The following is a 17,565-nucleotide window of genomic DNA, read 5'->3' as shown; positions in this document are numbered from 1 at the left end:
GTCCCCCGAGGTGGTTTCAGTACCGAAGTGAAGCGAGATAGTCGAATCCGACGCGAGCGGTGTCCAGGGCGTCGGCGGGGGAGCGCGGCGCGGTGCCCGCGTCGTCACGCTCCACGATGTACTCCTCGATGCCGGCCTCACGCTCGTGGGCGAAGATGCGGCCGAAGTCGATGACGCCGTCGCCGAGGTCGGCGAAACCACCCTCGACGTCGAGGTCCTTGACATGCACCTGGCGGATCCGACCGCGGTTGGCCCGGATCACGTCGACCGGGTCGTGGGCGCCACGCCAGGTCCAGTAGAGGTCGAGCTCGAAGTGGACCAGCCGGGAATCGGTCTGCGAGCTGAGGATGTCGAACCCGGTCGAGCCGCCGGTCAGCGGCACGAACTCGAGCTGGTGGTTGTGGTAGCCGAAGTCCAACCCGGCGCGTTCGGCGAGCCGACCGGCGCGGTTCAGGTCCCGGGCCAGGGCCCGGTAGACGGCAGGGTCCCGGATCGGCTGACCGCTCGCGTCCCGACCGAAGTACGGGTGGACGATCTTCTTGCAGCCCACCACGTTGGCGTCGGCGAGGGCCTGCTCCCAGGTGGCGGCGTCGAACGGCTGCGGGATGCCGACGTGACCGGAGGTGGAACGCAGCCCGGCCTCGTCGAGCGCGGCCCGGAACTCTGCGGCGGTGCGTCCGACGAACCCGGCGTGCTCGACTCGCCGGTAACCGATCCGGCGCAGCGCGTCCAGGGTGCCGGGCAGGTCGGCGGCGAGCTGATCACGCAGCGTGTAGAGCTGAATGCTGATCCGGTCCACAGGCACCCGACGGCGGCCCTGGGCCTGGCCGGCGGGCGCGGCGACGGCGGGGCCGCCGAGCAGGCCGGCGGCACCGACAGCGGCAGCGGAGACAGTCGCGGCGCGCAGCACTCCACGCCGGCTGACCGGCTCGGACGCCGGTGTCGGCCCCGGTCGGTTGAGTTGTTGATCCATGGTGGTGGTCCCTTCCTGACGGCTGGTACGCCGTCGGCGGCGGTCGACCTGACTGCCGTCCGCCGGGCGCGCCGAACCGGCCGGAGGCGGGCTCCGGCTGGACGGTGAGGAACGGCGCGGGTGCGGCCCGGACCCATCGGGAGCGGAACGCGGCGACCCGGCAGAGGTGGCGGCAAGTTGATCGACGAATGGGCAACCCTCTATCTAGATCGAGACCTTACCCTTGCCCCCGGACGAAGGCAAAGCTTTGTCGCGTTCGCCGGAAGTTTCGCTTCAACTGACAAAAGTCCGCCCACAAGGTGCGCCACCCGGCCTGACCTTCTACTTCCCGTGCCACCACGCCGCGCGATCCGGCCGGCTCGGCCGACCCGCCGCATGATCCACTCGGGTTCACGGAAGTCGCGGTGTCAGGGCGGCCGGGATGCCGCGACTCTCGTGAAGTGGAGTCGACCATGGGCGCACCGGGCCCCCAGGTGCCACCACCCCGCCATTCGGACAGTCGACGTTGGGTCGCTCAAGCGGAGCGAAACGCATGACACGGGTCGCTTGAACCCCTGTTCGGCCAAGCGGAGCATTGTCGGAAAATGCGTCGATAAATGCGCGGCCGATTATTTCGGAATGCCGCGAATGGGCCCGTCAAGCGGGCAAGAATGTGGCGGAGGGAAGTCGAAAACGGGGGGACTGAAACATGACGTCTAGGCGGCGAATGACGCTGTTGGCGGTAACCATCGCAGCGGCACCACTCGTCCTGGGTGCGTGCACCGTCGACCGGGGTTCGGCGACCGGCTCGGCCAGGAAGCACGCCGCCCCACCGGAACTCGCCGTGACGCCGGGGGACAAGGCCCGGGACGTCCCGGTCAGCGCCGAGGTGGGCACCGTGGTCAAGGGCGGGCGGGTCACCGGCGTACGCCTCACCGACGACAAGGGCAAGCAGGTGAACGCCGAGCCGCGCGAGGACGGCTCCGGCTGGGTGCCGAACGCTCCGCTGCAACCACGACGGACCTACACCGCCGAGGTGACAGCGACCGGTGACTCCGGTGCCACCACTACCCGCACCACCACGTTCACGACGATGGCCAAATCGACCAAGCCGCAGATCACCAGCACCCTGTATTTCAACGGCAATCGGACGTACGGCACGGCGATGCCGGTAACGGTGGCGTTCGACCCAGGAATTCCGAAAGAGGCCAGGGCGGATGTCCAGCGGCGGTTGTTCGTAAAGACAAATCCACCGCAACCGGGTACCTGGTCGTGGCTTGAGGATGGAAGTCAGGTCTATTACCGGGCACCCGATTTCTGGAAGCCGGGGACCACCATCAGTGTCCGGGCCGGCCTGGAGGGTCTGCCGATCGGCAAGAAGCTGGTCGGCGACGCCGAGCGGACCGCGACCTCCAAGATCGGACGGCAGGTCTCGCTGGAGATCGACAACGCCACCAAGCAGATGACAGTGCTGCGCGACGGCAAGCAGGTCCGCCGGATCCCGGTGAGCCTGGGTAAGCCGAGCACGCCGAGTTCCAGCGGCAAGATGGTGATCATGGAGAAGCACGAGCGGGTCACCTTCGACACCCGTGGTGAGCCGAACGGTGGCTACGTGGTCGACGTCGACGACGCCCAGCGCTACACCTGGGGTGGCGAGTTCATCCACTCCGCCCCCTGGTCGGAGGGGGACCAGGGCAGCACCAACGTCTCGCACGGTTGCGCGAACGTCTCCGCCACCGCGGCCGACTGGTTGATGGGGGTGACGCAGGTGGGTGACCTGGTCACCGTCAAGGGCACCGAGGTGGAGCTACAGCCGGGCAACGGCTGGACCGCGTGGAACGTGAGCTGGGACGAGTTCGCCCGGGGCAGCGCCCTGCCGGTGCCGCCCGGGCTCAAGCCCGCGCCGGTCGCCCCGGCGCACCCGGGCGCGGTGGCCGGCGGATCGCCAGCACCGGCACCCTCGGTCAGCGGCCGCTGACACACCACATGCGGCAGCACAGGGTCGGCCCGCAACGACGGCGGACCGGCCCTGCCGCCGCCCGTCATCTCAGAGGTACGCGGGCGGCCCGGCTCTGTCGCCGCCCGTCACCCCAGGGGTACGCGGCGGGCCCGGCCCTGTCGCCGCCCGTGGCCCTCGCCCGTCACCCCAGGGGTACGCGGGCCACCCCGGGCCCGGTCAGGCTGCCCAGCCAGAGGTGGTCGCCGTGCTGGCGTACCCCGGTGATCATGGAGTAGTGCCCGTTCGGACCGTGCAGCGTCCGGCGGACCGTTCCCGCGTCGTCGACCAGCGCGACCAGCCCATAGCGGCGTGGCTGCGGCTGCATCGCGTCGGGCAGCAGGGCGGCGATCTGGCGCAGCCGCGGATGGGGCAGGAGCCGTTCGGCGATCGGCACCCGGGGGCTGGGCAGGGCGATCCAGTACGTCCCGTCACCCACCGAGGCGAGATTGTCCGGGTACGCGGGCAGGTCGGCGAGGACCCGCACACCGCCGCTGAGCTCGACCCGCAGCAGGCGGTGGGTGCTGGTCTCCACGAGCATCAGCGCGGACTCGTCCGGGGTCAGCGCGATTCCGTTGGGAAAGTACAGCCCGTCGGTCACCACCTCGGTGCGGCCGCTGCCCGGATGATGGGCCAGCACCCGACCGTTGGGACGGTGCTCCAGCAGGTCCCGCTTCCAGTGCGAAACCGGGAACCGGTCGGAGCTGTCGGTGAAGTAGATGGTGCCGTCACGGGCCACCGTCGCGTTGTTGGCCAGGTGCACCGGGGGCGCCGTTCCGGTCAGTTCGCGTACCGCGCCGTCCGGGGTGACCCGCAGCAACCCGCGGTACGCGTCGCAGACCACCAGTGCCTCACCGGACCGGTCCAGCTCGATGCCGAGCGGACGGCCCCCGGTCTCGGCCAGCAGGTGGGGTGGGGTGCCGGCCCGCGCGTCGACAGGCCACCACCAGAGCCGACCGTCCTCGTCGCCGCTGATCACCCGCCCGGCGCCGTCGACCAGCACGTCCTCGGGGCCGACGGCACCCGCGGGGAGGGGTAGCAACTCGGCCTCGTCGAGTCGGCGGTCGGTGGGGGCCCATGGCCCGGCCAGCGCCGGAGGGCTGGTCGCCGGCTCGCGGACGGGGCGGATCAGCCGGGGCGGCCGGGGCCGGGGGATCAGCATCGACCTATTCTCCACCGGAATGCCGGCCGACCCCCGGGTTCCGCGCCCGCGCGGCGCGCCGCCCGGGCCCCTGACTCCACCCCGAGAGGGAGGTGGGATACCTCGGGGTATGCCCCTGGGCGTACCCGGAATCACTCCGTGGACTGGCGAAAATGTCGGTGGTGGCGGCTAGATTTCTGGGCATGGAAGAGCACAGCGACCGGCTGGACGTGCAGGTCAGCGTGGGTGACCAGATGGTCCTCGTGCGGGTGGCCGGCGAGATCGACATCGCAACGGTGTCCGCGTTCCGGTCCGCGCTGTGGTCCGCGCCGGCCCGCCCGATGCTTCAACTGGACTTGTCCGGGCTGCGGCTGCTCTCCGCCGCCGGCGTTCGCACGCTGCTCGCCGCGCATCTGCGCGTGCGGGCCCGGGGTGGCGAGCTGGTCCTGGTCGACCCGAGCCCGGTGGTGGCGCGGGTGTTGCGCGTCAGCGGGCTGCACCGCGTGATGCCGATTCTGGAGCTGACCTCGCCGATCGAGGCCGCGCGTCGCCCGGCGTTCGCGACCACGGACCTGCAACTGGCCGCCTGACCCGACGGCGAGGTGGGCTTCCACCCTCGCACCCGGACGCGGGGCCGCCGGCGTGGGCCGGCGACCCCGGCAATCGGTCAGCTCACGCCGAGCAGGTCGACGACGAAGACCAGCGTCTCGCCCGGCTTGATGACGCCGCCGGCACCCCGGTCGCCGTACCCCAGGTGCGGCGGGATGATCAGGCGACGGCGACCGCCGACGCGCATGCCGGCGACGCCCTGGTCCCAGCCGGCGATGACCTGACCGCCGCCGAGCGGAAAGTCGAACGCCTCGCCCCGGCTCCACGACGAGTCGAACTCGCCGCCGGTGGAGTGCGACACGCCAACGTAGTGCACGCTGACCAGTTGGCCCGGCTGGGCCTGCGGGCCGTCGCCCACGGTGATGTCCTCGATCACGAGGTCGGCCGGCGGTGCACCCTCGATCGGACCAACCTCGGGCTTGCCCGACTGGGCGCCTGCTGCCTGGGTCATGCGGGGATCTCCTGCCGTGTTGGGTGATGTGTCCGGTCACCGTCGATCCTGCCGGATCACCCCTCACCGATGTGCGGCGGACCCGCAACCTGCTCAGGCCCGTCCCCGCCGGTCGCACATCGGCGGTCCCGGTGGCGCTGCCGGCCCGGGTGGTGGGGCGACGCCCTGGCGGGCGTCACCGGTGCTGGTGACGCCCGCGGAGGGGGTGTGCGGTGTTCACCGCAGCCAGGGCATCCGCCGGACGATCGGCAGCCCCGCCCACACCCGGCCCAGGCCCCAGGTGTCGCCAGCGTTGACCAGCGCCAGGACCGCCAGCACCGCCGCGTAGATCAGGTGGTCGTCCATGAAGGGGTTGTTCTCCGGAGGCAGGACGGCGGTCCACATCATGACCAGCAGCAGCCCACCGGCCACGGCGGCGACCCGCATGCCGATGCCGAGCAGCAGCGCGACACCGATGCCGGCCAGGCCGACCATGAAGAGCCAGTCCGCCCAGGCGGCACCGGCGATCCCGGCGTAGAGATCCTTGAACGGGCCGGTCACGCCGAAGGTCAGGAATCCCTTGGTGGGGCTACCACCGTTGATCCAGGCGTTCTTCGACTCGGTGGCCATCCCGAAGCCGAACATCTTGTCGATGAAGGCCCAGAGGAAGATCCAGCCGAGTGCCAGCCGGGTGCCGGCCAGGATGTACCGGACGGCCCGCTCGTGAGCGGTGCCGGCCTTAGCAGCGGTGTTCTTGGCGGTGACCCGCTCGATCGTCGCGATCATGGTCTCCACGTCCCTTCTCAGCTTCGCACCGCGCTTCCCGGTGGCATCTCCAGTGGACGCCCACGGCGTTCTCGGCGGCAGGGCCGACAGACCGCAACGGCCCGGGACGTTTGACCCCCCCCCGGATCGCAGGCGCTGTGCTCGTCGAGTAGCGCTCAGATCGTCGTCGTGGGGCACCGACCCGACTTCGTTCGACCGTCCGATGCCGGGTCGGGCGTTCACCTAGGCTCGGAAAGGGCCGGCCGGCCTGGGTGGACGGGCGGTGCGCGGTGGTCGATGCGGAGGGCGTCGGTGGCTGAGGCGACGGTCGCGGTCCCACTGTGGGCCTGGGCGGCGGTCGGCGCGGTGATCGCGGTGCTGCTCGCCGTGGATGTGCTCCTGCACCGGGACAACCACGTGATCGAGCTCCGCGAGGCACTGCTGTGGAGCGCCGTCTGGATCGGCGCGGGTCTGCTGTTCGGCCTGGTCGTCTGGTGGGGCCTCGGCGGTGACCCGGCCATCGCGTACTTCTCCGGCTACCTGCTGGAGAAGGCGCTCTCGGTGGACAACGTGTTCGTCTTCGCGCTGCTCTTCGGCTACTTCCAGGTGCCGTCGGGCTACCAGCACAAGGTGCTGTTCTGGGGTGTCGTGGGGGCGCTCGTCTTCCGGCTGCTGTTCATCTTCGCCGGTGCCGAGTTGCTGGACCGGCTCGCCTGGGCCGGTTTCGCGCTGGGCGGGTTCCTGATCTGGACCGGCTGGCGGCTGGCCGTACGCGGGAAGCCGGACGTCGACCCGGAACGGAATGTGGTGGTCCGGCTGTTCCGGCGGCTGGTGCCCACCGATGCCCGCTATCACGGCGACCGGTTCACCGCCCGGGTGGCCGGCCGACGGGTGGCGACGTTGCTGCTGGTCGCGCTCGTCGCCATCGAGGCCACCGACGTGGTCTTCGCCATCGACTCGGTGGCGGCGATCCTTGCCATCACCACAAACACCTTCCTGGTCTGGACGGCTACCGCGTTCGCCGTCCTGGGGCTGCGCAGCCTCTACTTCTGCCTCGCCGGCCTGCTGCGGCACTTCGGCTACCTGCGGTACGGGTTGGCGCTGCTCCTGGCCTTCGCCGGGCTGAAGCTGATTCTCGCCGAGACACCGGTGGGCAAGCTGCCGGTCTGGTTGACCCTGGCCGTGGTGCTGCTGACCCTTGCGGTTTCCATCGGCGCCAGCACCCTGGCCGCCCGCCGACGACCCGCTGGCTGAACCGCCGAGCCGCTGGGCCGCCGGGCCACCGGGCCGCCGACACCGATCATGCCCCGCGGGTCGGGGTCAGCTCAGGGATGACCGGGCTCGATGCGGGCGGTCACGTCGAGGTGCGCGGGCTGGCAGTCGGTAGTGGCCGCGAATCGGCGGACCGCGGCGCGAACGTGCTCGCGTACGCCGGCGGTCGGCGCATCGGCGGTGAGGTCCACGCGGATCCACACGTCGGGGTGCGGTGGCGCGCCGGTGAGCACCACCCGGGCCCGGCGTACCCCGGGGTTGCCGGTCAGGTCGCGTTCCAGTGCGTCGGCGAGAACGTCGGTGGCCAGCCGGGTCCGGCCCGGCCGGCGGCCGGGGTGGCTGAGGGTGCCGCGCAGCGTGCCGTCCGGGCCCCGCAGTTCCCGGGCCAGCAGGCGTTGCCCGGCCAGCGCGAACAGCGCCCCGGCGACGGCCGCGGCCAGGGTGCTCCACGGCGCGGCCGTCCGCCACTCGTCGACCAGTTCGGCGCTGAGCAGCACCGCCGCCGGGTCAGCACCGGGCAACGTGCCGAGGCTGGCCGTCAGCGCCGCCGAGCCGCCCGCGACAAGCAGCAGCGCGATGATCGTCCACAGCAGTCGGTGCCCGGCGTTGGTCACGCCGGCCGTCGCCGAGGCAGCAGCCGGACGTCGATCCGGGCGGGGCGGGGTGCGGTGAGGTGGCGCAACTCCTGGTGCACCGCGAACTCGACCTCCGCTCGGGCCGCCGGGTCGCCAGACGCGCGGACCCGGGGGCGCCACTGGCCGCCCCGCCGTCGGACCCGGACCCGGGCGCGGCGGACGCCCGGCACCGCGCTGGCGGCGTCAGCGAGCCGCCGTTCCACACACCGCCGGTGCAGGTACCAGCCGTCGCGCTCGTCGGCACGCAGGCGGACCGGCGTCCAGCGGCGCAGCTGGGCTACGAGAATGGCCAGGCCCAGGAGGAGAGCCCCGGCGGCCACCGCCCGGACGGTCGGGTCGCGCCACCGGGTGTCGCTCAGCGCGTCGAGCCAGCCGCTCGTGTCGAGCGGTGTCGGTCGGCGCACTGTGAGCAGCAACGCCTGGACGGCCGCCGCCGCGCCACCGAGGAGCAGAGCGGTGGCCAGCAGCAACGAGGCGACCCGGTTGACGGTGCGCATCTCAGCCGTCCTCGGGCCTGGCGGTGCCGACCCCGGAGGAGTCGACGCCGGGGACGAGCAGGTCGTCCACTGTGACTGTCACCACCGCCACGCTGAGGCCGGTCTGGGCGGCCACCCGGTCGGTGACCACCGCCCGGACGGCCTCGGCGATCGTCGGCACGCTGTGCCCGTACCAGGTGATCAGGTGCAGGTCGAGTCCGACGGACCGGTCATCCAGGCGGACCGCCGCCGGGCGGACGACGGACACGCCCGGCACGAGGCTGGCCGCCTGCACCGCGATCCGCGCGACCTCCGCGGTGTCACCCGGGCGGCGCTCCGGACCGGTGGTCGCGGGGGCCAGCCCGGTGCGGGGGTTCGTCCCCGCGGACGGGCGGGTGGTCATCGGCGCCGCCGAGCGTCGGCGCGGCGGTCGCCGAGACCGGTCACCGCGAGGTCGCCGTCGAGCACCCGGACGACCAGCCAGCCGAGCAGGCCGGCGAGCACGGCGAGGGCGGCCACGCCGACGCCGGCGAGCGCCCAGACCGCCACGGCGAGGAACCCGGCGAGGAAGCCGAACTGCTGTCGCGACATGGTCACCTCCGGGCCGGTCCGGTACCGGCGGTGGCTGGATACACCCGGGGGCCATCCCTGGAACGTCGGCGCTACTGTGATCCCCGTCACATCAGAACTCGGTGGCCCATGATCGACCACCTAGACTCGGCCCGGCTCGACCGACCGGCGGATGGATCAGGCAGATGACGAGCATCGGGAGCGACGACCGCGGTGGGCTGCGGGCGATGCCCGCCGAGGCAGGGCTCGACGCGCTGCTCAGCCGCGCTGGTCACAGGGTCCTGGCGGCGCGCCGGCTCACTGATCTGGTCCAGGGCCGCCCATCCGGCGTGACCGGCAGCCAGTGGACCTCGGCGAGCCGCGCCAGCTTCGATTTTGTTGTCTACACCGCCGACACCGGCCGTCCGGTCGTCGCCGTGCAGATCGGCCCGGTGCCGCCTCCCGGCTCGGCGGAGCAGCGCGTGCAGCGACTCACGGACGCCGTGAGCGCGGCCGTCGGCCTACCGGTTCTGCGGATCGGGTCGCCCACGTTGAGCGCCGCCGAGCATGGCCGGCGCCTTGTCGAGTACGTGATCGACGCGCGCGCCTACGCCGCGGGCGGGGCCACCGCCGCCGGGACCGAACCGCAGCCGGTGGGCTTCCGGGACATCCTGGGCCGGCTGCCGGACGGGCGTACCGGCCCGGTCAACGACCTCGGCGCGCTGACCCGCGCGGCTGCGGTCGAGGCGTACGTGGCCGGGCAGGTGGCCGACCCGATCGTGCGGGGACTGCACGTGCGCTGGGTGGACGGGCCGGCACAGGGGTGGAGTTGGGTGCAGGTACGCCCCGACGCGTGCCTCATCGAGCAGGTCTCGGTGACCGAACACCGTTTCTCCTGCGGCATCGACGCGGCCCGGCTGGCCGAGGATCTCGCCGCCGTCGCCGTGGGGGAACGACTGCGGGAGAACGTCGGCGTCGACCTGCTGTCGCGTGCCGAGTGGACCGCGCAGATCGCCGCGCTGAGCCAGCGCCGCCACGAACTGGTCGGCGGGTTCGCCTTCGACCACCTCTGCGCCGACTGACCAGCGTCCGTCTCACCTGCTGATCCCTGCTCCGCACCGGCTCCGTGTCGGGTCGCGGCAATTTCCTGTGCGTCTGTTGAACCTTCCCGGCCGCAGCCCCGTACTCCTGCGCGAATGAACAGGATCTCCCCATCCGCGTCCACCGGGCGCGGGAGACGGTGCGGAAAGGGCATCGTCGGCCATCGACGCATTACCGGGTAGGTCACGGTGGGTCGCCACCGCGGCGTGCCACCTCACATCCGTCGGTCCGCCGAGGGCAGAAATCCACTACCGGATCGAGAAGGAGAGCAATTCGATGCGCAGGTCCACTCGGGCGCGCCGGCCTTCCGGCAACGCGCGGAGCAAGCGTCTGCTGGCAGTTGTCGGCACGCTCGCGGTCTTCGGCGGAGTTGTCGCCGTGACTCAGATTTCGTCGGCCCAGGACCGGCGGACAAATAAGCCACGTCCGGCTTCCGGGCAGTGCGTGGAGCCGAGCCCCGGCGCGACCGCGCCGACCGGTGGCTCGACCAGCCGGACCTGGCAGAACGGTCGGTGGGTGCGTAATCACTGGGGTGACGGACAGCAGTCGGTCCCCGAGTGCGAGGACGGCAAGGACGGCACGGTGGGCACCGGCACGGCGATCGCCTGTCCGGACGTGGCGGCCAAACTGCCGCAGGTGCCGAACCGGGCGCGCGCCGAGGTGGACCGCAACCTCGCCCAGTTGCAGACCCAGATCGCCGAGGCGGACCGCCGGCTCGCCGCCGAGGGCAACAAGGGTGAGGCGTTCATCCGCAGCGCGATCCTCCAGCCCTTGGCCGGCAAGCGCCGCGCCGTGCTGGACCGGATCACGACCGCCATCGACCGGGTCGGACCCCGGCCGCAGGGCCTCGCGCAGCTCGCCGAGTGCCAGGTGCAGCCCACCGGCGGCACGGGCGGCAACAACGGCGGCGGCAGCACGCCGACCACCACCCCCGGTGGCGGCAACAACGGCGGCGGTAACAACGGTGGCGGTAACAACGGTGGCGGCAACAACGGTGGCGGCACCGCGCCCGGCGCCGGGCTCGGCGTGCTCGCCAACGACTGCGAGGAGAGCCGGCTCCAGCCGCACGACGGTTTCCAGAACGGCAACCGGTGCGTGAGCACCGAGTTCGGTGAGGTCGGCGCGGCGGCCAACAACCCGTCGCTGCTGATCACCCAGTTCCCCGAGCAGGTCGGCCAGAACCAGCCCTTCACCCTGCGGGTCAGCACCCGCAACCTGGTCCGGGACCGCTTCCTGGCCGCCGGTCAGGGTGGTTACTACGTGGAGAGCTCGCTCCTCAACGACCAGGGCCTGGTCCGCGGTCACTTCCACACCGCCTGCCGGATGCTGGACAGCCTGACCGCTCCGCCGGAGCCGCAGGAGGTGCCCGCGTTCTTCGTCGCGACGGAGGACGGCCGCGGCGGCGCCCAGCCCGACGAGGTGACGATCCAGATTCCGGGCCTGCCGGAGTCCGGCACCGCCCAGTGCTCGGTCTGGGCCGGTGACGGCTCGCACCGCCTGCCGATGATGGAGCGGGCCAACCAGACCCCCGCCTTCGACTCGGTGCGCATCGACGTCAACTGACCTGACGTACCAACGGCGGCCGGCCACTCGGGGCGACAACCCGGGGTGGCCGGCCGCCGCATCGCTTCGGGAGCCCTGACAAAACGACGGGGCCCCGCCGTTTCCGGCGGGGCCCCGTCGAGTCGCGTCAGCGGCTCTTGTACGCCTCGACGACCTCAACCGGGATGCGGCCGCGCTCGGAAATCTTGTAGCCGTTCTTGACGGCCCATTCCCGGATGGCCCGGTTCTGCTCCCGATCCATTCCCGCACCGGTGGGTCGTCCCGGCCGTCGGACTGAACGGGCGCTCTCCACCGGGCCGCGCCCGATCCGCCGACCCGCATTGATGTACGGATCGAGCGCCTTGCGCAGGACGCCGGCATTCTCGTCGGAGACATCGATCGTGTAGGCCACGCCGTCGAGGCTGAACTCGACCGTCCGGTCGGCCTTCCCACCGTCGAGGTCGTCGGTCAGAACCGTGATTACTTTTCTCGCCATTGCCGATTACTCCCTGTGTGCGGCGGGATGTGTCCAAAGTCTGACCTACCACCCCGGTAATCCGCAACAATATGCCTTCCATTCATTCGGCGCGTCGCGATTCCGTTACCGAGCAAAACCGTGAATCGGTTCGGTGCCGGAGCTTCATTCCCCGAGGATGCCGCTGTGGCCGGCGACGGCAGCCGCCTCGGCCCGGTTCGAGACCCGCAACTTGCGTAGCAACGCGGCGGTCATCCGTTTCACCGTCCGTTCGGAGACGTGCAGTTCTTCGGCGATGTCGACGGTGCTGCGGCCGGCGGCGATCGCCCGCAGCAGCCTCCGTTCCTCGCCGTCCAGGTCGACGGGCGCGGGGCGCGTGGGCCGCAGCATGGCGCGCAGCAGTTCGGCCGGCAGCACCGCCCAGCCGTCGAGGATCGCCAGCAGTGGGGGCAGTAGTTCCTCCGCTTCGCTGGTCTTGGGCAGGAACCCCTCGGCGCCGGCCCGTAGCGCCTCCACCGCCGGCCCGGGGTCGGTGGAGCCGGACATCGCGACCACCCGTACCCGTGGGGTGGTCCGCCGGATGGCGGCCACCGCCCGGATGCCGCCGGGCGGCGGCATGTGCAGGTCGACCAGGGCCAGGTCGGGGCGGCAGTTGCTGACCAGGGCCGCTGCCGCGGCGGCATCGCCGGTCGAGGCGACCACAGCGACGCGGCCGTTTGTGGTGATCGGGAGCAGCAACTCCAGGCCGCGGACGAAAAGGGGGTGATCGTCCACGACGACGAGTCGCAAGGTGGAGGCTCCCGGCATGTCTGCGCCGTTCCCCAGCGGGTACCGATCATGCGGGTTCGCACCGAACGAGAGGAGTCGGGTGCATGCGCGCACGGCACGGTTTGCGCGACCTGCTGCGAGGGTTGCGCCCCGATGGGCCGACACCGGGTGAGCGGCCACCGGCGGCGGCCGATCCGGAGTTGCTGCTGCGGGTGTTGTGCCACGAGTTCCGGACGCCGATCAGCACCCTGACGTCGCTGACCCGCGCGCTGGCCGACGAGCGTCGTGAGCTGACCGGGGACGACCGGCGGGCGCTCAGTGAGCTGGCCCGCGACCAGGCCGCCCACCTGCAGAGCCTGCTGCGTGACGCGACCGCCGGCACCGGAGTGCTGACGCCGACTTCGCAGCCGGAGCCGGCCGTCGCGCTGTCGGGCATCCTGCGGGAGGCCGCCGCGCTGGTGCCGGTGGGCCGTCGGCGGGCGCGGGCCACCCGGCGGGCGGCCTCCTGCCCGGTGCCGGCCGGACGAACCCGACAGGTGCTGGTCAACCTGGTGCAGAACGCGTTGCGGCACGGGCCGCCGGACGGGCAGGTCGGGCTCTACGCCACAGTGCGCGGCCCCAGCCTGAGCATCCTGGTCACCGACGAGGGTCGGGTCGACGACGCGTTGCTGGTCGCGCTGCGACGTCCGGCGCCCGCCGTCGGGATGTCAGGTCTGGGCCTGTGGATCGCGCGGCAGCTCGTCGCGACGGACGGGGGAGCGTTGCGGGCGCACCGGCTACGGCCGCGTGGAGTGGCGCTGGAGGTGCTGCTGCCGATGGGACGCCCGGTGCCCTGACCCGGGCGGGACACCGGTTGGCCCGCTCGGGTCATCGGGGCGGGAACGGCCTCGCTACCTGTTTTCCGGTACCGAGGAGGTTGGATGTTCAGCCACGTCAAGGATCTGCAGTTCGAAGCCAAGCCGGACGGCCCGGACGCGGCGTTCGCCCGCCGGTTGCAGGAGGTGCTGGGCGGCAAGTGGGGCGAGATGACGGTCGCCAACCAGTATCTCTTCCAGGGTTGGAACTGCCGGCTGCCCGGCAAGTACAAGGACCTGCTGCTCGACGTCGGCACGGAGGAAATGGGCCACGTCGAGATGATCGTCACGATGATCACCCGGCTGTTGGACAACGCGCCGCTGTCGCTGACCGAGGGGATCGCGGAGGACCCCGGAGGTGCCGCGACCTACGCCGGTGAGAACCCGGCGCACTTCATCCACGGCGGTGGCGGGGCCCTGCCCGCCGACTCCAACGGGGTGCCCTGGAACGGCGCGTTCATCACCGCCAGCGGCAATCTGTTGGCCGATTTCCAGCTCAACGTCACCGCCGAGGCGCAGGGTCGGCTCCAGGTCGCCCGGTTGTTCCACATGACGGACGACCCGGGCGTCAAGCAGATGCTGCGTTTCCTGTTGGCCCGCGACACGATGCACCAGAACATGTGGCTGGCGGCGATCGAGCAGCTCAAGGAGGACGGGCTGGAGGAGATGCCGGTGCCGGAGGCCTTCCCGGACTCGGGCGAGTTCACCGAGGAGTACGGCTACACCTACCTGGGTTTCTCCTCGGGCACCGACGCCGCCCAGGGGCGCTGGGCGTCCGGGCCCTCGCCGGACGGCAAGGGCGAGTTCCGGTACGACGACAACCCGCGGGCGAACGCGCCGGAACCGGTGCTGGCTCCGGGTGACCCTCGTCTGTACGGCACCAACCCGGGGGTGGTCGGCTCGGTGAAGAACACGGTGAAGAGCAACCTCACCTGAGGTGCCTCGTCGGGTCGTCCGCCGGTCCCGGGCGACCCGACGGACCGGGTGGAAGAGTGGTCTGGGTCACAGATCGGAACAAGGGGAACGCTTTGTTACTTGAGTGAGACACGCTCAACTCAACGCGAGGTGTTCGATGGCAACTCTTCCGGTACTTCCCCTGACCGACGCCGTACTGCTGCCCGGCATGGTCATCCCGGTGACCCTCGACCCCACCACCCAGGCCGCGATCGACGCGGCGCGCGCGACCGGCGACCGCAAGCTGCTGGCCGTGCCGCGCATCGACGGCGAGTACGGCCCGGTGGGCGTGGTCGCCACCATCGAGAAGGTCGGCAGGCTGCCCGAGGGTGAGCCCGCCGCCGTGATCCGTGGCCTGTCCCGGGCCCGGATCGGCTCCGGCGTGCCCGGCCCTGGCGCTGCCCTCTGGGTCGAGGCGACCGAACTCGACGAACCCGCCCACGCCGGTCGGGCCCGGGAACTCGCCCGCGAGTACCGCGCCCTGGTGACCTCCGTGCTCCAGCAGCGGGGCGCCTGGCAGGTCATCGACGCGGTGGAGCGGATGACCGACCTCTCCGAGCTGGCCGACTCGGCCGGTTACGCGCCCTGGCTGACGCTGGAGCAGAAGACCGAGCTGCTCGCCGCGCCGGACGTCACCGCCCGGCTGGAACTGCTTGTCGGCTGGGTGAAGGACTACCTGGCCGAGCAGGAGGTCACCGAGCAGATCAACAGTGACGTCCGCGAAGGGCTGGAGAAGTCCCAGCGCGAGTTCCTGCTGCGCCAGCAGCTCGCCGCGATCCGCAAGGAGCTGGGCGAGGACGAGCCGGACGGCTCCGCCGACTACCGGTCCCGCGTCGAGTCCGCCGAGCTGCCGGAGAAGGTACGCGAGGCGGCCATGCGCGAGGTCGGCAAGCTGGAGCGGGCCAGCGACGCCTCCCCGGAGGCGGGCTGGATCCGAACCTGGCTGGACACCGTGCTCGAGATGCCGTGGGGCACGCGTACCGAGGACAACACCGACCTGGCCGCGGCCCGGGCGGTGCTCGACGCCGACCACGCCGGCCTGTCCGACGTGAAGGACCGCATCCTGGAATACCTGGCGGTGCGTAACCGGCGTGCCGAGCGCAATCTCGGTGTGGTCGGCGGTCGCGGCTCCGGTGCGGTGCTCGCCCTCGCCGGTCCTCCCGGGGTGGGTAAAACCAGCCTCGGCGAGTCCGTGGCGCGGGCGCTCGGGCGCAACTTCGTCCGGGTCTCGCTCGGCGGTGTCCGCGACGAGGCGGAGATCCGCGGGCACCGGCGCACCTACGTGGGGGCGCTGCCCGGTCGGATCGTCCGCGCGCTGCGCGAGGCCGGTTCGATGAACCCGGTAGTGCTTCTCGACGAGGTGGACAAGCTGGCCGCCGGCTACGCCGGTGACCCGGCCGCCGCCCTGCTGGAGGTGCTCGACCCGGCGCAGAACCACACCTTCCGGGATCACTACCTGGAGGTCGACCTCGACCTGTCCGACGTGCTCTTCCTGGCCACCGCCAACGTGGTGGAGTCCATCCCCGGCCCCCTGCTGGACCGGATGGAGCTGGTCACCCTGGACGGGTACACCGAGGACGAGAAAGTCGCCATCGCCCGCGACCACCTGCTGCCCCGGCAGCGGGAGCGGGCCGGGCTGACAGTCGACGAGGTCAGCGTCGCCGACGAGGCTCTCGCGCTGATCGCGGGGGAGTACACCCGGGAGGCCGGCGTCCGGCAGCTTGAGCGGGCCCTCGCCAAGATCCTGCGCAAGGTGGCGGTGACGCTGGCGACGGACCCGACGCCGGCCCGCGTGGGCACCGACAACCTCACCGGTTACCTGGGGCGGCCGAAGTTCACACCGGAATCGGCCGAGCGCACCGCGGTGCCCGGCGTGGCCACCGGCCTGGCCGTCACCGGCGCCGGTGGGGACGTGCTCTTCATCGAGGCGACCAGCATGGAGGGTGAGCCAGGGCTGACCCTGACCGGCCAACTCGGTGACGTGATGAAGGAGTCGGCGCAGATCGCGCTCTCCTACCTGCGCTCCAACGGGCGGCGGTTCGGCATCGACCCGAACGCTCTCGCGGGACGCCGGATCCACGTCCACTTCCCGGCGGGCGCGGTGCCCAAGGACGGTCCGAGCGCCGGCATCACCATGGTCACGGCCCTGGCGTCGCTGGTCACCGGTCGCCCGGTCCGCCCCGAGTTCGGGATGACCGGTGAGGTGACACTCTCCGGTCGGGTGCTGCCGATCGGCGGGGTGAAGCAGAAGCTGCTCGCCGCGCACCGGGCCGGCCTCACCGAGGTGATCATCCCGGCGCGCAACGAGCCCGACCTGGACGACCTGCCGACCGAGGTGCGCGAAGCGCTGACAGTGCACACCCTGGCCGACGTGGCCGACGTGCTCGCCCTGGCGCTGCGCCCGGCCGACGTGAAGACGCTTGACGGTCCGGCGCTCTTCGCGGTCTGACGCTCCGACCATCCGGGCCCCCGCCGTCTTCCGACGGCGGGGGCCCTTTCGGTACGCGGGGGAAGGTCTACTGTCTCGTCTGCACCGTCAACCACCTCTCCGCCGCCAGGCGGCCCCCTGGAGGAACCCCGTGAACGTGGTGCTCTGGATCATTCAGATCCTGCTCGCCGCCGTCTTCGCCGGCGTCGGACTGGCCAAGCTGGGCCAGCCCAAGGAGAAGTTGCGCGACGTGATGCGGTGGGTGGACCCGGTGCCGCCGTCACAGGTCAAGGCGCTCGGCGCTGTCGAGTTGCTGGCCGCCGCCGGGCTCGTGCTGCCCGCTGCCACCGGCATCGCCACGGTGCTCACCCCGCTCGCCGCCGTCGGGCTGGTCATCGTCATGATCGGCGGCCTCCTGGTGCACCTACGCGCTCGTCAGCAGCAGACCACCCAGGAGGGACGTCGCACCGAGATCCAGGGCGCGGTCACCTGCGCTGTACTGCTCGTCCTCGCCGCAGTGGTGGCCTGGGGTCGTTTCGGCCCGTACGCCCTCTGATCCGGGTCGGCCAGCACGCGACAATGCACAGTAGAGTCTGCCCGCCGGCCGAGGTGGCACTC

19 protein-coding genes are annotated in these 17,565 nt (G+C 71.6%); 9 read left to right on the top strand and 10 right to left on the bottom strand.

The features are described 5' to 3' along the window. Positions 1 to 16: 16 nt before the first annotated feature. Entirely contained in the window at positions 17 to 973 is a 957-nt protein-coding gene (locus tag MED01_RS32265) for a sugar phosphate isomerase/epimerase family protein (RefSeq protein ID WP_238672236.1), read from the bottom strand. Between the two features lie 688 nt (positions 974 to 1,661). Here MED01_RS32265 and MED01_RS32260 point away from each other — a divergent pair. Beyond that, on the top strand, positions 1,662 to 2,930 hold the full coding sequence (locus tag MED01_RS32260; protein WP_238672235.1) for a L,D-transpeptidase: 1,269 nt from the start codon (positions 1,662 to 1,664) through the stop codon (positions 2,928 to 2,930). Between the two features lie 163 nt (positions 2,931 to 3,093). On the opposite strand, the gene MED01_RS32255 is transcribed toward MED01_RS32260, so the two are convergent. Then, positions 3,094 to 4,110 carry an SMP-30/gluconolactonase/LRE family protein gene (locus MED01_RS32255; protein ID WP_238672234.1) on the bottom strand — a complete coding sequence of 339 codons (1,017 nt, stop codon included), beginning with the start codon at positions 4,108 to 4,110 and terminating at the stop codon, positions 3,094 to 3,096. 182 nt (positions 4,111 to 4,292) lie between these two features. Here MED01_RS32255 and MED01_RS32250 point away from each other — a divergent pair, with 182 nt between their 5' ends. Next, positions 4,293 to 4,679 carry an STAS domain-containing protein gene (locus MED01_RS32250; RefSeq protein WP_238672233.1) on the top strand — a complete coding sequence of 129 codons (387 nt, stop codon included), beginning with the start codon at positions 4,293 to 4,295 and terminating at the stop codon, positions 4,677 to 4,679. Positions 4,680 to 4,756: 77 nt separating this feature from the next. Here MED01_RS32250 and MED01_RS32245 read toward each other — a convergent pair whose 3' ends face one another. After that, complete coding sequence (locus tag MED01_RS32245) at positions 4,757 to 5,149, bottom strand: FKBP-type peptidyl-prolyl cis-trans isomerase (RefSeq protein WP_238672232.1); 393 nt, start codon at positions 5,147 to 5,149, stop codon at positions 4,757 to 4,759. A gap of 216 nt (positions 5,150 to 5,365) precedes the next feature. Beyond that, positions 5,366 to 5,923, bottom strand: a complete 558-nt coding sequence (locus MED01_RS32240) for a DoxX family membrane protein (protein WP_238672231.1) — start codon at positions 5,921 to 5,923, stop codon at positions 5,366 to 5,368. A gap of 267 nt (positions 5,924 to 6,190) precedes the next feature. Between MED01_RS32240 and MED01_RS32235 the strand changes: the two genes are divergently transcribed. Continuing rightward, the gene (locus tag MED01_RS32235) at positions 6,191 to 7,147 is read left to right on the top strand and encodes a TerC/Alx family metal homeostasis membrane protein (RefSeq protein ID WP_372493773.1); all 957 of its coding nucleotides are present in this window, start codon (positions 6,191 to 6,193) and stop codon (positions 7,145 to 7,147) included. 71 nt (positions 7,148 to 7,218) lie between these two features. Here the strand turns inward: MED01_RS32235 and MED01_RS32230 are convergent, their stop codons facing one another. The 4 genes from MED01_RS32230 to MED01_RS32215 are packed head-to-tail and all read right to left on the bottom strand — an operon-like array spanning position 7,219 to position 8,867. Then, positions 7,219 to 7,779: a hypothetical protein gene (locus MED01_RS32230; RefSeq protein ID WP_238672229.1), complete on the bottom strand. Its 561-nt coding sequence runs from the start codon at positions 7,777 to 7,779 to the stop codon at positions 7,219 to 7,221. Further along, positions 7,776 to 8,297, bottom strand: a complete 522-nt coding sequence (locus MED01_RS32225) for a DUF6286 domain-containing protein (RefSeq protein ID WP_238672228.1) — start codon at positions 8,295 to 8,297, stop codon at positions 7,776 to 7,778. Before MED01_RS32225 ends, MED01_RS32230 begins: the two co-directional genes overlap by 4 nt. Position 8,298: 1 nt before the next feature. Beyond that, on the bottom strand, positions 8,299 to 8,679 hold the full coding sequence (locus MED01_RS32220) for an Asp23/Gls24 family envelope stress response protein (RefSeq protein ID WP_238672227.1): 381 nt from the start codon (positions 8,677 to 8,679) through the stop codon (positions 8,299 to 8,301). Beyond that, on the bottom strand, positions 8,676 to 8,867 hold the full coding sequence (locus MED01_RS32215; protein WP_146754562.1) for a hypothetical protein: 192 nt from the start codon (positions 8,865 to 8,867) through the stop codon (positions 8,676 to 8,678). The genes MED01_RS32220 and MED01_RS32215 overlap by 4 nt, the downstream gene beginning before the upstream one ends. Positions 8,868 to 9,031: 164 nt before the next feature. Between MED01_RS32215 and MED01_RS32210 the strand changes: the two genes are divergently transcribed. Next, on the top strand, positions 9,032 to 9,907 hold the full coding sequence (locus MED01_RS32210; protein WP_238672226.1) for a PDDEXK family nuclease: 876 nt from the start codon (positions 9,032 to 9,034) through the stop codon (positions 9,905 to 9,907). A gap of 295 nt (positions 9,908 to 10,202) precedes the next feature. Further along, entirely contained in the window at positions 10,203 to 11,489 is a 1,287-nt protein-coding gene (locus MED01_RS32205; RefSeq protein WP_238672225.1) for a hypothetical protein, read from the top strand. 127 nt (positions 11,490 to 11,616) lie between these two features. Here the strand turns inward: MED01_RS32205 and MED01_RS32200 are convergent, their stop codons facing one another. Then, complete coding sequence (locus MED01_RS32200; RefSeq protein WP_238672224.1) at positions 11,617 to 11,964, bottom strand: histone-like nucleoid-structuring protein Lsr2; 348 nt, start codon at positions 11,962 to 11,964, stop codon at positions 11,617 to 11,619. Between the two features lie 144 nt (positions 11,965 to 12,108). Next, positions 12,109 to 12,717 (bottom strand): response regulator, encoded by a 609-nt coding sequence (locus MED01_RS32195; RefSeq protein WP_238672223.1) that lies wholly within the window; start codon positions 12,715 to 12,717, stop codon positions 12,109 to 12,111. Between the two features lie 98 nt (positions 12,718 to 12,815). Between MED01_RS32195 and MED01_RS32190 the strand changes: the two genes are divergently transcribed. From MED01_RS32190 to MED01_RS32175, 4 genes are all read left to right on the top strand, one after another. Beyond that, on the top strand, positions 12,816 to 13,547 hold the full coding sequence (locus tag MED01_RS32190) for a sensor histidine kinase (protein WP_238672222.1): 732 nt from the start codon (positions 12,816 to 12,818) through the stop codon (positions 13,545 to 13,547). Between the two features lie 84 nt (positions 13,548 to 13,631). Further along, complete coding sequence (locus tag MED01_RS32185) at positions 13,632 to 14,501, top strand: manganese catalase (protein ID WP_238672221.1); 870 nt, start codon at positions 13,632 to 13,634, stop codon at positions 14,499 to 14,501. Positions 14,502 to 14,637: 136 nt separating this feature from the next. After that, entirely contained in the window at positions 14,638 to 16,968 is a 2,331-nt protein-coding gene (lon, locus tag MED01_RS32180) for an endopeptidase La (protein WP_238672220.1), read from the top strand. Positions 16,969 to 17,098: 130 nt separating this feature from the next. Next, positions 17,099 to 17,503, top strand: coding sequence for a DoxX family protein (locus MED01_RS32175; protein ID WP_238672219.1), 405 nt, complete (start codon positions 17,099 to 17,101; stop codon positions 17,501 to 17,503). The last annotated feature ends 62 nt before the right edge of the window (positions 17,504 to 17,565 follow it).

Source organism: Micromonospora alfalfae, assembly GCF_022230925.1.
GTDB lineage: Bacteria > Actinomycetota > Actinomycetes > Mycobacteriales > Micromonosporaceae > Micromonospora > Micromonospora alfalfae.
This window is presented reverse-complemented; position numbering and strand designations above follow the sequence as displayed.

What these genes read in the sequence shown, in the direction of transcription:
- MED01_RS32220 (WP_238672227.1), bottom strand. Translation starts at nt 8,679, where the DNA reads ATGACCACCCGCCCGTCCGCGGGGACGAACCCCCGCACCGGGCTGGCC.
- lon (WP_238672220.1), top strand. Translation starts at nt 14,638, where the DNA reads ATGGCAACTCTTCCGGTACTTCCCCTGACCGACGCCGTACTGCTGCCC.
- MED01_RS32265 (WP_238672236.1), bottom strand. Translation starts at nt 973, where the DNA reads ATGGATCAACAACTCAACCGACCGGGGCCGACACCGGCGTCCGAGCCG.
- MED01_RS32190 (WP_238672222.1), top strand. Translation starts at nt 12,816, where the DNA reads ATGCGCGCACGGCACGGTTTGCGCGACCTGCTGCGAGGGTTGCGCCCC.
- MED01_RS32210 (WP_238672226.1), top strand. Translation starts at nt 9,032, where the DNA reads ATGACGAGCATCGGGAGCGACGACCGCGGTGGGCTGCGGGCGATGCCC.
- MED01_RS32260 (WP_238672235.1), top strand. Translation starts at nt 1,662, where the DNA reads ATGACGTCTAGGCGGCGAATGACGCTGTTGGCGGTAACCATCGCAGCG.
- MED01_RS32185 (WP_238672221.1), top strand. Translation starts at nt 13,632, where the DNA reads ATGTTCAGCCACGTCAAGGATCTGCAGTTCGAAGCCAAGCCGGACGGC.
- MED01_RS32215 (WP_146754562.1), bottom strand. Translation starts at nt 8,867, where the DNA reads ATGTCGCGACAGCAGTTCGGCTTCCTCGCCGGGTTCCTCGCCGTGGCG.
- MED01_RS32205 (WP_238672225.1), top strand. Translation starts at nt 10,203, where the DNA reads ATGCGCAGGTCCACTCGGGCGCGCCGGCCTTCCGGCAACGCGCGGAGC.
- MED01_RS32225 (WP_238672228.1), bottom strand. Translation starts at nt 8,297, where the DNA reads ATGCGCACCGTCAACCGGGTCGCCTCGTTGCTGCTGGCCACCGCTCTG.
- MED01_RS32250 (WP_238672233.1), top strand. Translation starts at nt 4,293, where the DNA reads ATGGAAGAGCACAGCGACCGGCTGGACGTGCAGGTCAGCGTGGGTGAC.
- MED01_RS32235 (WP_372493773.1), top strand. Translation starts at nt 6,191, where the DNA reads ATGCGGAGGGCGTCGGTGGCTGAGGCGACGGTCGCGGTCCCACTGTGG.
- MED01_RS32200 (WP_238672224.1), bottom strand. Translation starts at nt 11,964, where the DNA reads ATGGCGAGAAAAGTAATCACGGTTCTGACCGACGACCTCGACGGTGGG.
- MED01_RS32255 (WP_238672234.1), bottom strand. Translation starts at nt 4,110, where the DNA reads ATGCTGATCCCCCGGCCCCGGCCGCCCCGGCTGATCCGCCCCGTCCGC.
- MED01_RS32245 (WP_238672232.1), bottom strand. Translation starts at nt 5,149, where the DNA reads ATGACCCAGGCAGCAGGCGCCCAGTCGGGCAAGCCCGAGGTTGGTCCG.